General features: G+C 48.1%; 13 protein-coding genes and 1 riboswitch (1 of these 14 running past the window's edge). Of the genes, 10 read left to right on the forward strand and 3 right to left on the reverse strand.

The window, feature by feature from the left end; translation table 11 throughout:
- The first annotated feature begins 1 nt into the window (after position 1).
- From FO446_RS05650 to proS, 3 genes are all read left to right on the forward strand, one after another.
- Positions 2-799, forward strand: a complete 798-nt coding sequence (locus FO446_RS05650; protein WP_370646715.1) for an ABC transporter permease — start codon at positions 2-4, stop codon at positions 797-799.
- Between the two features lie 402 nt (positions 800-1,201).
- A riboswitch (FMN riboswitch) is annotated at positions 1,202-1,356 on the forward strand.
- 232 nt (positions 1,357-1,588) lie between these two features.
- Positions 1,589-2,200: an ECF transporter S component gene (locus tag FO446_RS05655; RefSeq protein ID WP_173611419.1), complete on the forward strand. Its 612-nt coding sequence runs from the start codon at positions 1,589-1,591 to the stop codon at positions 2,198-2,200.
- 314 nt (positions 2,201-2,514) lie between these two features.
- On the forward strand, positions 2,515-3,981 hold the full coding sequence (gene proS / locus FO446_RS05660) for a proline--tRNA ligase (protein WP_173611420.1): 1,467 nt from the start codon (positions 2,515-2,517) through the stop codon (positions 3,979-3,981).
- A 52-nt stretch (positions 3,982-4,033) separates the two neighbouring features.
- Here the strand turns inward: proS and FO446_RS05665 are convergent, their stop codons facing one another.
- Positions 4,034-4,672 (reverse strand): HAD family hydrolase, encoded by a 639-nt coding sequence (locus FO446_RS05665; protein WP_173611421.1) that lies wholly within the window; start codon positions 4,670-4,672, stop codon positions 4,034-4,036.
- 63 nt (positions 4,673-4,735) lie between these two features.
- The gene (locus tag FO446_RS05670) at positions 4,736-5,353 is read right to left on the reverse strand and encodes a winged helix-turn-helix domain-containing protein (protein WP_173611422.1); all 618 of its coding nucleotides are present in this window, start codon (positions 5,351-5,353) and stop codon (positions 4,736-4,738) included.
- 156 nt (positions 5,354-5,509) lie between these two features.
- Between FO446_RS05670 and bcp the strand changes: the two genes are divergently transcribed.
- The 4 genes from bcp to FO446_RS05690 are packed head-to-tail and all read left to right on the forward strand — an operon-like array spanning position 5,510 to position 8,413.
- On the forward strand, positions 5,510-5,980 hold the full coding sequence (gene bcp, locus FO446_RS05675; protein ID WP_237900075.1) for a thioredoxin-dependent thiol peroxidase: 471 nt from the start codon (positions 5,510-5,512) through the stop codon (positions 5,978-5,980).
- A 35-nt stretch (positions 5,981-6,015) separates the two neighbouring features.
- Positions 6,016-7,068: a M42 family metallopeptidase gene (locus tag FO446_RS05680; RefSeq protein WP_237900076.1), complete on the forward strand. Its 1,053-nt coding sequence runs from the start codon at positions 6,016-6,018 to the stop codon at positions 7,066-7,068.
- 9 nt (positions 7,069-7,077) lie between these two features.
- Positions 7,078-7,839 carry a class I SAM-dependent methyltransferase gene (locus tag FO446_RS05685; RefSeq protein WP_237900077.1) on the forward strand — a complete coding sequence of 254 codons (762 nt, stop codon included), beginning with the start codon at positions 7,078-7,080 and terminating at the stop codon, positions 7,837-7,839.
- A 25-nt stretch (positions 7,840-7,864) separates the two neighbouring features.
- Positions 7,865-8,413: a cob(I)yrinic acid a,c-diamide adenosyltransferase gene (locus FO446_RS05690; RefSeq protein ID WP_007728750.1), complete on the forward strand. Its 549-nt coding sequence runs from the start codon at positions 7,865-7,867 to the stop codon at positions 8,411-8,413.
- 42 nt (positions 8,414-8,455) lie between these two features.
- Here the strand turns inward: FO446_RS05690 and FO446_RS05695 are convergent, their stop codons facing one another.
- Positions 8,456-9,364 carry a complex I NDUFA9 subunit family protein gene (locus FO446_RS05695; protein WP_173611426.1) on the reverse strand — a complete coding sequence of 303 codons (909 nt, stop codon included), beginning with the start codon at positions 9,362-9,364 and terminating at the stop codon, positions 8,456-8,458.
- 118 nt (positions 9,365-9,482) lie between these two features.
- Here FO446_RS05695 and nth point away from each other — a divergent pair, with 118 nt between their 5' ends.
- From nth to FO446_RS05710, 3 genes are all read left to right on the forward strand, one after another.
- On the forward strand, positions 9,483-10,169 hold the full coding sequence (gene nth / locus FO446_RS05700) for an endonuclease III (protein ID WP_047073743.1): 687 nt from the start codon (positions 9,483-9,485) through the stop codon (positions 10,167-10,169).
- A 151-nt stretch (positions 10,170-10,320) separates the two neighbouring features.
- Positions 10,321-10,755, forward strand: coding sequence for a peroxide-responsive transcriptional repressor PerR (gene perR / locus FO446_RS05705; RefSeq protein WP_047073745.1), 435 nt, complete (start codon positions 10,321-10,323; stop codon positions 10,753-10,755).
- A 273-nt stretch (positions 10,756-11,028) separates the two neighbouring features.
- Positions 11,029-11,637: the 5' end (the start) of a glycosyl hydrolase family 18 protein gene (locus FO446_RS05710; protein WP_232774604.1), read on the forward strand. It continues 1,125 nt past the right edge of the window; the window shows 609 of its 1,734 coding nt (coding positions 1-609); it begins with the start codon at positions 11,029-11,031; its stop codon lies beyond the right edge, outside the window.

An 11,637-nucleotide genomic window follows, 5' to 3' on the forward strand; every position in this document is an offset into this window, starting at 1 on the left:
CATGCAAGACATGAGACATATTTTCAGTATTTTTGCCGACTACCTGAGCCAGTACTTCAAGACGAGACTTGCCTACCGAACAGATTTTCTCGGGGATTTTGTGTCCAATCTGGTTTCTGAGTTGATCAATCTTGTCTTTATTGTTGTTGTGTTCACCCATGTTCCGCTGATGGGGGATTGGACGCGTGACGAGATTATCTTTATCTATGGGTTCTTTTTGGTTCCATACGCATTATTCTCGATGTTCTTCGGTTTTTGGGACTTCAACGAACGGTACATCATCCGGGGCGAGATGGATCGCATCCTGACGAGACCGATCCACAATCTGGCGCAGGTGTGCCTCGAGTCGATTGCGCCAGACCGCATTTTTGGCGTCATAACCGGGATCATCATCATGGGGTATGCTGCCATTCAACTCGATTTGTCGTTTTACTGGTACGACGTGTTCATCTTTATCGGGCTCTCGATCAGCGGGGCACTGATTTACGGTGGCGTGTATACCGCGATTGCTGCTGTTAGCTTCTTTTCCGACTCGCGGACAGGGATTGCCCCGATGATATACAACATCCAGCAATACGGGCGCTATCCGGTAGACGTGTACAACAAGGCTATTCGCTTTGTGCTCACCTACGTGCTGCCGTTTGCTTTCGTAGGTGTTTATCCTGCGGCTTACTTTTTGCGCAAGGAAGTTTGGTACACATATGCGGCAATGACGCCGGTAGTGGCTGTTATTTTCTTCGGGATTGGGCTGTTGGTTTGGAACTGGGGAGTCACGAAGTATCGGGGAGCGGGTTCTTGATGATTTATAATCCGAAGTCGTTGTGAGGTAAAAAAAGACCATCCCGGCTGCAACCGGAACGGTCGGTACAATAGGCGCTTCCCGCAAAGGGGTGCGGCTCAATACTATGTCGCGAAATAGACCGCAGAGCTGTCAACTCAAGGGCGGTCTATTTCTTTTTGGTCAAGGTAACAACCAAGCCGATCTCCCCCCTTTCTATGGGGATGAGCCGCGACCACCCTTGAGGAGCCGATTCTATTGTGCAAGCGAATGATAGCATAATGTGCTCTCTAGTTAGCAAGTGTCTTTTTTATTCGCTATTCGCACTAAACACATCGGAAAAATAAATAAGAAGTGTCGCTTTGGCAGTTTCCTCTATTGTCAAATCAAAAAACAGCAGTATAATATGCTGTATACAACTACACATTCCTTCGGGGCAGGGTGAAATTCCCGACCGGCGGTGATCATGCTTTACGCATGTTAAGCCCGCGAGCCTCCCGAGCGTAAAGTTGCGACGGAGTGCAGGATCTGGTGTGATTCCAGAGCCGACAGTACAGTCTGGATGGGAGAAGGATGACGACAGTACGTTTATCACACGTGCTTGTTTACCTGTGCAAACGGGATGAGAACGTAGAGGCCAGCCCTCTTGTTTCTTGTACCTTTTATTTGCGCATGGTTTTGTCATACGCTTGCAAATGCCCTGTGGAACATAGCCACAGGGTTTATTCTGTTTGTGTAACAAGACGTGTGAGCATACAACGACTGTTGCCATTCCTCAAGAAGGAGTAGAAAAATGAGGAGATGGTAAACATGAAAGAAACAGCGCTGCATTCTTCGCGCACACGTGCAACCCAAAAGCTGGTGACGATTCCCATGCTGGCGGCCGTTGCATTTATTCTGCAGTATCTCGAGGTTCCCGTACCACTGATGCCAAGCTTTTTGAAGCTCGACTTCAGCACACTCCCGGCATTGATCGGGGGACTCATGTACGGACCTGTAGCTGGCATTATTATCGAGGTACTGAAAAATACACTGCACATGCTCTTCAAAAATACAGATGGCCTTTTGATCGGTGAACTCGCAAACGTCGTAGCAGGATCAAGCTTTATTTTTGCGGCTGTCTACATGCAGCGTCTGGGCCAAGGCAAAAAAGGCTTCCTGACTGGTCTCGCTCTGGGGACGGTTTTGATGACGATCGTAATGGCTGTGGCAAATGCATATGTGCTGTTGCCTGCGTACGCTGTGCTTTATCAAATGCCGATTGAACAGCTCTTGACTATGTTCAACGCGACAAGCATCTGGTCATTGGTTCTGTACGGAATCGTGCCGTTCAATCTCTTCAAAGGTGTTATGATTTCAGTGGTCGCGTATCCGATCTACGTGAAGCTCGGCTCCAGAATCGCTGCGCGTACCAACAATTGACAACCACGACATGACTCGCTAATATGTTAACTTAATAGAAAGTTTCAAAAGGCTATGAAAGGACCCGCAGATATTCCCACGTTACAGAGAGTCGGCCCTAGTCTGGAAGGCTGATACGTAAAGGATAACTGCATCCCATCCTGAAGCCGCTGGTGAAGAGCTTAGCCGGATGCCCACCGTTATCGGGTTATCGAGAGGACTATGGCGTATTGCTATGGTCAATCAGGGTGGTACCGCGGAAGTTAATCCTCCGTCCCTTTTTGGGATGGGGGATTTTTTGCATTTTACGTAAGAACAAAAAGGAGCGTAGACGGATGAAAGAGGACAAAGCGTTTGTAAAAGAAATTACACCGCAATCGGAGGATTTTTCGCGTTGGTACATCGATGCCATCAAAAAGGCGGATTTGATGGACTACACGCCGGTGCGCGGCTGCATCGTTTTCAAGCCGGATGGCTTTGAGCTATGGGAGCGAATTCAAGAGGCGATGAATAAGCGCTTCAAGGAGACAGGGCATCGCAATGCCTATTTCCCGATGCTGATCCCCGAGTCCTTCTTTCAAAAAGAAAAAGAGCATATCGAGGGCTTCAATCCAGAGCTGCCTTGGGTAACAGAGGCTGGGGGCGAGCCGCTAGAGGAAAAGCTCGCACTACGTCCAACCTCCGAGACGATCATCGGGCATATGTACAGCCAATGGATTCAGAGCTATCGGGACCTGCCTGTATTAATCAATCAGTGGGCAAACGTGTTTCGCTGGGAGAAGCGGACAATGCCGTTCTTGCGGACATCGGAATTTCTCTGGCAAGAAGGCCACACGGCACATGCGACAGAGGAGGAAGCTCGTCAGGAAACGATGCAAATGCTGGAAATTTACCGAGAGGTCGTTGAGCAGGAGCTGGCCATTCCGGTTTGGAAGGGACAAAAAACACCAAGTGAACGCTTTGCGGGTGCTGTTGACACGTATTCCATTGAAGCGATGATGAAGGATGGCAAAGCAGTGCAGGCGGGCACCTCGCACTATTTGGGCGATAAATTCGCGCGCGGTTTTGAAATCAAGTTTTTGGATCGCGACAATCAGTTCAAGTACGTTCACACCACATCATGGGGCACCTCTACGAGACTGATTGGTTCGATGATCATGGTGCATGGCGATGACCGCGGTCTCGTGTTGCCGCCTCGCATGGCTCCGACGCAGGTGATTATGATCCCGGTCGGTCCGATGAAGCTGCGCGAGAAAGTCATGGAGGCGTTTGATCCGCTCTTTGACGAAATCAAGGCCGCAGGAGTGCGTGTCCGTGCTGATCTTCGCGAAGAAACACCAGGCTGGAAGTTCAATGAGTGGGAAATGCGCGGGGTTCCTCTGCGTCTGGAGCTCGGCCCCCGTGACGTGGAAAATGGTCAAGTGATTTTGGCTCGACGCGATACAGGGGAGAAGGTGACGGTCTCACTTGAAGGTATCGCGCAGACCGTTGTTCAACTGTTGGAAGAGATTCAGCAAAATATGTTCCAAAAAGCACTAGCATTCCGTGATGAAAACTCACATCTGGGGATCGACACACTGGAGCAGCTATCCGCTCATATTGCCAAAAACGAGAGCGAAAACAAAACGAGCGGATGGGTGTTAGCTGGCTGGTGTGGGGATGACGCTTGTGAATCGAAGATCAAGGAAGAAACCAAGTTCACCTCTCGCAACATCCCGTTTGAGCCTCCTGTACAAAAGAAAGTTTGCCTTTGCTGCGGCAAAGAGTCACAGCATAGTGTCTGGTTCGGACGGGCGTATTAATCAAAAAAGGGTGTGTCCACGCTTTTGCGGCAGGGGCACACCCTTTTTTCAACTAGCGTCCGAGAATCCAATCGGTAAAAGCTTGCACATCCGTAAAGTGGTAGTCAGGCTCGGGATCGAATTTTCCCGACTTTTGTGTAACCAAAAGCCAATCCACACCGACTGTTCGCAAACCAGCGGCACGACCAGCCAAAACATCAGCATCACTGTCACCTACGAAAATGGTTTCCGCAGGAGTTGCGCCTAGCTGTTTCATAGCAGTAAAAATACCTTCTGGATGAGGCTTTGGATGTGTGACCTCATCCCCTGTAATCACGACGGAAAAATACGAATCTAATCCCCATTCTCGAAGGGAGATGTCAGCGCTTTTTCGTCCTTTTCCTGTTACGATTCCCATTTGGATATCGGCTGCGTGAAGTTCGTCGAGCATCATTCGGATATTTTCCGGATTTTGTACGCGGGAGTGTTCATCTGTGTATACACGATAAAAATGTGCGAAGGCGTTGTCATGCGCATGTGGGGGAAGCTTGCTTTGCAAGATGCCTGTCTCTGTGGGGCCAAAGAGAGCTACAATCTGCTCGTCCGTATAATGCTCTTGTAAAAACTGCTGAAAGGTGGAGCGAAAAGCGGTGAAGATCAAGGGGAGGGTATCGGCAACTGTGCCGTCGAAATCAAACAAGATCGTCCGCATTGGAGTCCTCCTTTGATTAGAAAATGAAAGAAAACCATCGTATCTGATGGTTTTCTTGGTGACTTACTCATCCGAATCATCAAAAGGATCATCTGAATCATCTGTTGGATCAGCCGGAGTCAATGGGAACAAGATGTCGAAAAACTTGAATTTTCGACGGCCAGATTCCTTTTTGAACCCTTTGTACTTTTGCAACAGCTCAGAGATGTCTTCCACAAATTGATTACGTTCTTCTTGACTCAAATAAAATTCAGTCAAATTAAAAGCGAACGTATTTTTGTATTCCTTCCGAACATCCTGGTCGCTTGCGACGAAGCGATTGAGCGTTCGCATGAGGTCCTTTTCCGTAGTACGAAACGGAGTAAACATGACATCACTTAATTGTTGAGCGTTTTCTTCAATCATCAATTGAAGCTTGACCTGAATGACCTTGGCAACAGGCTCATAATATTTCTCCACAATGGAGCCTTTTACCCGGGTATCCACTTGCTCGAGCAGTCCAACACGCACGAGCTCTTTCACATGGTAATGTAGCCGTGCTGCATTTTCGCCTAGTTCTGTAGCGATTTGTTTGGCCGTTCTGGGCTCCAAATCTTCAAAGAGTTCCAAAATTTTAACCCGTTCCGCTATAGCAAGCGATTTTAGCGCTTCTGGATCTGTTACTTCAAAAAACTCTTTCATGCGAATTCACCATCCAACTGACTAGGCAAAATTTTATTTTTTTTAATTCTATCCTTTTCTGAATCAAAGCGCAACTTGTATGCGGATGAAGTGACTACTAGATTGTGGTAAAATGGGACCAGCGAAAACAGGATATTATCGAGAGGAGGGAAAAGTTTGACGGCAGTAGGACAAGCTGCACCTGCATTTACTTTGCAGGCGAGCAATAATCAGACCCTCTCACTTTCCCAATTTCATGGTCAAAATGTAGTGCTTTATTTTTATCCGAAGGACCAAACGCCAACATGTACCACAGAAGCATGCGACTTCCGTGACTTCCATTCAGGCTTTGCCGAGCTGAATACAGTTGTTCTCGGAATCAGTCCGGATTCTGTGAAATCGCATGATAAATTTATCGCGAAGCACGAATTGCCTTTTCCGCTTCTGGCAGATCCAGATCACCAAGTGGCAGAGGCTTATGGCGTGTGGGTGTTGAAAAAAATGTACGGACGAGAGTACATGGGCATTGAACGCACGACGTTCGTCATCGACAAAGAAGGCAACATCGCAAAAGTATGGCTAAAAGTAAAAGTCAAAGGACATGTGCAGGAAGTGCTTCAATTTATTAAGGAAGAGCTTCAATCCTAACGTTTATTTCGCAATGGGCGAATGGAGGAAAACAGATGAGTGTATCCACGGAATATGTTGTACAAAGCTTTTGCCAATTGGCGAACATCCCAAGTCCATCCGGCAATACGGAAAAAGTAATGGCCTGGGTTGCACAAGAATTAGAAAAGCTTGGCGTTTCCTATAAACGGACAAACAAAGGGGCACTCGTTGCAACAGTAGCGGGGGCCCATAACGAAAAGGCAAGACTCTTGACCGCTCACGTCGATACACTGGGCGCGATGGTAAAAGAAATAAAGAGCAACGGGCGCTTGAAGCTGACTTTGATCGGCGGCTTTGCATTCAATGCGATTGAAGGAGAGCACTGCGTTGTAGAGACTAGTAGCGGTCGTCTTGTAACCGGTACCATTTTGTCCACCAAAGCTTCCGTGCATGTATACAGCTCAGAAGCGGGGAAAGCTGAGCGCAATGAGGCGAACATGGAAGTCCGACTGGATGAAAAAGTCACAAACAAGGAGCAAGTCCTTGCGCTTGGGATTTCCGTCGGAGATTTCGTCTCCTTTGATCCGCGGGTGACGGTAACGGATAGCGGCTTTATCAAGTCCCGCCACATTGATGATAAAGCAAGCGTAGCTGTGCTCTTGGGGGTTCTGAAGGAGCTGAGTGAATCCGGCGTGAAGCTGCCTTACACCACGCACTTTTTTATCAGCAATAATGAAGAGATCGGCTATGGCGGCAATTCCAGCATCCCTGATAACGTGGTGGAGTACCTGGCTGTCGATATGGGCGCGATTGGGGACGGACAGACGACAGATGAGTATTGCGTGTCCATTTGTGCGAAGGATTCCACTGGACCTTACCACTACGGATTGCGCAGCCATCTGACCAAGCTCGCACAAGCGAACGGTCTGAACTACCAAGTGGACATTTATCCCTACTATGGTTCCGACGCAAGTGCTGCGCTGAGAGCAGGATATGACGTTGTCCATGGTTTGATCGGACCGGGAGTAGATGCATCCCACTCTCATGAACGTACACATAAAGAAGCGCTCGACAACACGGCGAAGCTCGTGATGGCCTACCTTCAATCAGAAGAAATGCAAGCATAGGAGGGCCGTATGAGCAATATGTATCAATGGGCTGACTACTATGATCTCACGCAGCGCGGTGTCGCGGGTGATGTTGACTTCTATCTGGAGCAAGCCAAGCAAGCAGGCGGAAAAGTGCTGGATCTTGCTTGCGGCACCGGAAGAATCAGCATTCCGATGGCGCAGGCTGGCATCGACGTTACCGGAATTGACCTTTCCCAGGATATGCTGGCGAGGGCTCAGGCAAAAGCAGAGGAACAAGGTGTGACATCCGGCTTGAGGCTATTGCAAGGGGATATGCGCGCCTTTGATCTGCAAGAGTCATTTTCGCTGATTATGATTCCTTTTCGGTCGTTTTTGCATCTGTTGCATGTTCAAGAGCAAATGAAGGCATTGACCTGCATTCGCAAGCATCTGGCTCCAGGCGGGAAGTTCATCATGAACGTGTTTGTGCCCAAGATTCATCATTTTTACGAGGAAAATGAAAAAATGTCCTTGCGTGGCACCTACCCACTCCCGTCAGGAGAAGAGGTTGCGATGTGGGATTACACCCGCTATGACCATTTTCAGCAACTGTCCGAAGTGACACGCATATACGAGCGTACGGATGCACAGGGAGTTGTGACGGAACGGGTGAAAGGTCGATTTACTCTCCGCTACATATTCCCTGCGGAGCTCCATCACCTGCTTCGTTTAAACGGCTTGAAGGTCACACAACGATACGGTTCTTTTGCAAAGACACCTTTTGACGCAAATAGCTCAGAATTGATTCTGGTCGCAGAACCTTTGTAAACGGAACCTGTGGAGGGGATATGGAATGAAGATTTATACAAAGTCAGGGGATAAAGGTGAGACGTCGCTGGTTGCAGGTGTCCGCGTGCCTAAGTTTGCGGACCGTGTAGAGGCGTACGGTACATGCGATGAAGCAAACTCGCAGATTGGATTGGCACTGGCTCTGTTGCCTGCGACAGAAGAGTGGAAGGAATTGCAGGATGTCTTCCATGTCATTCAGACAAAGCTGTTCCATGTAGGAGCTGAGCTGGCGACGCCAGAAGGCAAGAAGGTAGGTTGGCCAATTGCAGAAGAGGATGTTACTTTTCTGGAAGAGCAAATTGATATGCTAGATGCAAAGTTGCCTCCGCTCACCAATTTTATTTTGCCTGGCGGACATCCAGCAGCGGCTGCCTTCCATGTTTCGCGTACGGTCGTCAGACGTGCAGAGCGCAAAGCAGTTCATGTGGCACAGCAGGAGCAGGTAAACCCGTCTGTGGTCAAATACCTCAACCGATTGTCCGATTATCTGTTCGTTGTGGCTCGTCATATAAATAAAGAGACAAGTGCAGTTGAAAAAACGCTCCACGAATAGGAAAAAGCCCCCTGGGATTAAGCAGGGGGCTTCAACTTTTTATTAGGCACGCAGGTAAGTGGAGATTCCCGGAAGAAAGTCGATTTTCTCTGTGTGAAAAGTATCGTAGAGAAGCTTTCCGTCCTTACATGCGTTTCCTTCTAGCAGCATAGTGAGCTGCGTGTTGGTAATCGGGAAGAATGGAAATCTCTCCATTATATTTACCACAGGCTTCATGAAAGCAAGGGGAATGTGAATTTTATTGACCTTCCGTTTTCCGATTGCCTCGCCAATCTTATCTAGGATTTGCCCGTAGGAGAGTGGTTCGGGCCCACCTGTTTCGTAAATTTGATTGGTTGATTCGGGTCTGCTCAAGGCTTGGACGAATACATCTGCCACTGTCTTGCGAGCGACTGGCTGTAAAGGGTAGGAGCCATCGCCAATGACCGGTGTGACAGGTAACCGGACCAGATCGGCGAGCATGTTCACGAATTCATCCCCAGGACCAAAAATGACAGATGGACGGAAAATGACGTACGGAATACCGCTTGTTTGCACAAGCTGCTCCGCTTCATATTTGGTTCGGTGATAGGCGCTCGTGGCGTTTTCGCGTGCGCCAAGAGCACTCATATGGACAAAGCGCTTGATTCCAGCTTGCTTGGCGGCCTCTAGTACATTTTTTGTACCCTCTACATGGATACGAGAGAAGTGAATGTCTTTCCCCGGTTGTTCGCGAATAATTCCGACGAGGTGGATGACAGCATCGCAGCCTTGCATCGCTCTCATCAATGATTCTTTATCAAATAGATCGCCAGTCGCCTCCGTTATATGTGGATTGGCGGTTTCGTTGTAGGGAAGCTTACCTGTTGAACCAGCTCTGGTGAGGCAAACCGTCTCATATCCTTCTGCCTGCAAGCGCTCGAGTATACCCCGTCCAACAAAACCTGTGGCACCAGTCAGGAATACTTTCATGGAAAACCTCCTCCCGTTAAATACTTCCAGACTCATTGTACAACAGTTGTAGTCTACGGTGCTATCGATCACTGTGTTGACCAAGGCGGTATAATGTAGGGAAAAGGGGGATATATTTATGGCACAACGCAAAGTACCTGTTGCCGACATTTTGGATAATTTGCAGCAGCTTTATCCGGATGCGCACTGTGAATTGAATTATACAACCCCGTTTGAACTTCTCATTGCGACCATTCTTTCGGCCCAATGTACAGATAAACGGGTGAATGAGATTACCGCACCCATGTTCCAGCAGCTAAACCAGCCGGAGCATTACCTTCATTTGACACAGGAAGAAATGGAAGAGCATATAAAAGGGCTCGGGTTGTATAAGAATAAGAGTAAAAACATTTTAGAGACCTGTAGAATCTTGTACGAAAAATACAATAGCGAAGTTCCACAAACGCACGCCGAGCTCGAAGCATTGCCGGGAGTAGGGAGAAAGACTGCAAATGTCGTTTTGTCCAATGCATTCGGGATTCCTGCGATCGCGGTGGATACGCATGTATTCCGCGTAGGAAACCGGTTAGGTCTTGCGAATAGCGACAATGTGGATGAAGTGGAGCGTCAGCTCATGAAGCGCATTCCAAAAGAGAAGTGGACGGATGCGCATCATTGGCTAATCTGGCACGGCAGACGTGTATGTTCGTCGCGCAATCCGCAATGCGGTAGCTGTACCCTTCAATCCATGTGTAAGTTTGCACAGGCGGAAGCCAAAAAGGCCAAAAAACCTGCAACTAAAAAGCCAGCAAAAGCAAAGGGATAAACTTGATTTTCCACTTCTTTCTGTTCAAATCGGCTGAATGGATATTGACAGTTTTCGCCGACTAGACGTACACTTATTTATAGTAATTCTAATCAATGACATTAGAGAAGCTTGTTCTTTTGTCTTGCGAAAGACTGTGGGGTGTAACAAGATGGTACAACGTGTGGAAAAAGCTGTTGAAATCCTGAAGAATACCGGGGTTCGCATGACACCTCAGCGCCATGCAATTTTGACCTATTTGCTGGAAACGATGACTCACCCGACGGCTGACGAAATATATAAAGCCCTTGAAGGCAAATTCCCGAATATGAGCGTTGCAACGATTTATAACAATCTACGAGTCTTTAAAGATGCTGGATTGGTTACAGAGCTCACTTACGGGGATGCGTCCAGCCGATTTGATGCCAATGTGGAAGAAGATCATTATCACGCGATCTGTTCTTCCTGTGGTGCAATCAGGGACTTCCACTTTCCGTATTTGCGGGATGCAGAAGTAGCTGCTTCCAAAGACATCGGCTTCAAAGTAACCGGACATCGTATGGAAGTTTATGGCGTTTGTGATTCCTGTCAAAAGAATCCCCACTAAGAATGTATTGGATGGATGAGCACCTCCTGCTTGAATCGGATAATCCCGGTGATGCAGGAGGTGTTTGTTTTTGGGGGACATACCCCTTTCTGTCGATATCTGTAACCTTTTGGCTTCTCGTACGTCTTCTTCTTGGTAGGAAGCTTGTCCGTGAATTACCAGAATACAAAAGGTTGTGAATGGATTGAACCAACGCTATGATCGGAATAATGAGTCAAATCATACAGCCCAAGTCAGAAGACAGGCTTATGTACCGGGAAGCAGGTGGAGATTATGAGCAGGGAGTCAGGTAGAGCTCTGCGACCAAGACGAAGAAAACGAAGGGCTTTTGGCAGGCTGATTTTGTTGAGCTTTTTCTTGTTGGCCATCTTCGGCAGCATTTACTGGTTTTTTGTACTCCGTGCCTCGACTGAGCATGTGCAGCCGTATGACGGTGATAAAAATGTAATTGTATACGAAGGCTCGCGAAAAGAGTCCACGTATTTATTGGAGTCAGAGCAAATATTGCTGCCCTTTGATTTCATTAAGGAAAACATTGATTCTGCGATTTTTTGGGATGAGCCAACACGTTCCGTTATTGTCACCACGAAGGATAAGGTGCTTCGGATGGAGAGCGGAGAAGTTGTCGCCTATCTGAACAAAAAACCTGTGGATTTACTCGTTCCGGTGAAAGAGGTAGACGGCACACGCTATGTCCCGTTGGATCCATTGGAAAAGCTATACCCTTATTCTTTTGAGCGAAAAGCAGATACGGGTGTCCTGGTCGTCGAAAAAGAGGGCTACGAAATCCAGCAAGCGAAAGTGATCGCTGCCGAGGAAAAACAAGCGGTCCGTACCGGGGCTTCTCACCGAACCCCGATTGTAGCAGAGCTGTCTGCGGGT

Source organism: Brevibacillus brevis (assembly GCF_022026395.1).
Lineage (GTDB): Bacteria > Bacillota > Bacilli > Brevibacillales > Brevibacillaceae > Brevibacillus.

Coding starts and splice junctions, on each gene's coding strand:
- perR (WP_047073745.1), top strand. CDS start 10,321: ATGGTACAACGTGTGGAAAAAGCTGTTGAAATCCTGAAGAATACCGGG.
- FO446_RS05665 (WP_173611421.1), bottom strand. CDS start 4,672: ATGCGGACGATCTTGTTTGATTTCGACGGCACAGTTGCCGATACCCTC.
- FO446_RS05695 (WP_173611426.1), bottom strand. CDS start 9,364: ATGAAAGTATTCCTGACTGGTGCCACAGGTTTTGTTGGACGGGGTATA.
- FO446_RS05680 (WP_237900076.1), top strand. CDS start 6,016: ATGAGTGTATCCACGGAATATGTTGTACAAAGCTTTTGCCAATTGGCG.
- FO446_RS05670 (WP_173611422.1), bottom strand. CDS start 5,353: ATGAAAGAGTTTTTTGAAGTAACAGATCCAGAAGCGCTAAAATCGCTT.
- FO446_RS05690 (WP_007728750.1), top strand. CDS start 7,865: ATGAAGATTTATACAAAGTCAGGGGATAAAGGTGAGACGTCGCTGGTT.
- proS (WP_173611420.1), top strand. CDS start 2,515: ATGAAAGAGGACAAAGCGTTTGTAAAAGAAATTACACCGCAATCGGAG.
- FO446_RS05685 (WP_237900077.1), top strand. CDS start 7,078: ATGAGCAATATGTATCAATGGGCTGACTACTATGATCTCACGCAGCGC.
- nth (WP_047073743.1), top strand. CDS start 9,483: ATGGCACAACGCAAAGTACCTGTTGCCGACATTTTGGATAATTTGCAG.
- FO446_RS05650 (WP_370646715.1), top strand. CDS start 2: ATGCAAGACATGAGACATATTTTCAGTATTTTTGCCGACTACCTGAGC.
- FO446_RS05655 (WP_173611419.1), top strand. CDS start 1,589: ATGAAAGAAACAGCGCTGCATTCTTCGCGCACACGTGCAACCCAAAAG.